At 65.9% G+C, this 1,355-nt stretch carries 1 protein-coding gene and 1 pseudogene; both read right to left on the reverse strand.

The features are described from left to right. Positions 1 to 348 (reverse strand): annotated as a pseudogene (locus tag DPA01S_RS15985) (hypothetical protein); the annotation flags it as partial. A 129-nt stretch (positions 349 to 477) separates the two neighbouring features. Next, on the reverse strand, positions 478 to 1,278 hold the full coding sequence (locus DPA01S_RS15990; protein WP_061917915.1) for a PRC and DUF2382 domain-containing protein: 801 nt from the start codon (positions 1,276 to 1,278) through the stop codon (positions 478 to 480). Positions 1,279 to 1,355: the final 77 nt, after the last annotated feature.

Below are 1,355 nucleotides of genomic sequence, written 5' to 3' on the forward strand. Positions count from 1 at the left end.
CGCGGAGGTGAGCTGGTGGGCGCGATCGGCCACGGTGGAGATGACCTGACCCACCAGGTCCGATTCCGGCTGTTCGCCGCGGGCCAGGCGCTGGAGATCATCGGTGGCCACACGGGCCTGCTCGGCCAAGCGCTGCTGCTGGGTGGCCGCCTGGGACAGGGCCTCATCGCGTGCCGAGGAGGCCAGGGACTTGGCATGATCACGCGCTTCGTTGGTGACCTGGGACGCTTCCTGGCGGGCGGTGCCCGCCACTTGCCCGGCGGCGCCCTTGGCCTGATCGGTGATCTGGGAGGCCTGCTCGCGAGCGGCATCTGGGGTTGAGTCGGTGCCCTGTGAGTTCGATGTCATCGTCGGTGCCCTTCTTGCGAGTCGGCTCGCCTACCCGGCGAGCTTGGTGGTGACGTGCACGCCGTTATTGGCCTGACAGGCGCCGCCGGCTGGGTGCCGGGCGGCGCCTGTCACAGGGCCTGAGTCGGGCTAGCGCCGCGTGGTCTGGTCGGTGTCTCCGTCGATGTCGATGTGCTCGGTGCGGACCTCCTCCGACACGGTCTCGGTGTCGGTGACCTTCTCCTTGCCCACACGAAGGCGCTCGCGCTCGACCGTCTCCTTCTCCACCACCGGACGCTCTTCACGAAGAGTGATCTCCTCGACGTGCTCACCGTCACTGACCTCGTCGAGGCCACCCTTGCGGACCGTGCCGCCGGCGTCCTCGCGCTCGACGACGAGCTTTTCCTTGGAGACGGGAACCTCGACGTTCTCGGTCTCCGTGGTCGTGTACTTGCGCAGCCGCACCCGGCCGGTCTCTTCGGTGCGCGTGCCGACGTTGAGGCGCTCCTCGTGCGCGGTCACGGTGTCGGTGGCCTCATGGCCACCCTCACGCGACTGCCCGGTGGCGCCAGCCTTCACGCGGGCATCGACGTCATCATCAGACACCGTGGCGCGGTCGGTACGGCCGGTGGCCGCCCCTCCGCCGGTGAGTCCGTAGTGGCTGTAGAGCCGGTCCTCTTCAGCGGGAGAAAGATCTCCACCGGCATCGATACGGGGAGCGTCCTTGACCTGGTCTTTGGTGTACGCCACCCGTACGTCGTCGTCGCCCAGTTGCGCGCCCTGAAGCGGTACGAAGCTCTCCGACATCCCGAACAGGCCCGTGGAAACGGTGGCGAACGAAGGCTGGCCGCTGTCGTTGTCGACATACAACGTCCCGAGCTTGCCGATCTTGTCTCCGGAATTGTCGTAAACAGTGGCATTAGCCAGACGATCAAACGAATTGTCGGTCATGTTTCGAACTCCTTGCAGTAGGGAACAAAGCGACCTCGACCACGAACCGGAACCTAACTATCCGATCGTTGCCTTCA

Origin of the sequence: Dietzia papillomatosis NBRC 105045 (assembly GCF_001570845.1) — a bacterium.
GTDB lineage: Bacteria > Actinomycetota > Actinomycetes > Mycobacteriales > Mycobacteriaceae > Dietzia > Dietzia cinnamea.

Coding starts and splice junctions, on each gene's coding strand:
- DPA01S_RS15990 (WP_061917915.1), bottom strand. CDS start 1,278: ATGACCGACAATTCGTTTGATCGTCTGGCTAATGCCACTGTTTACGAC.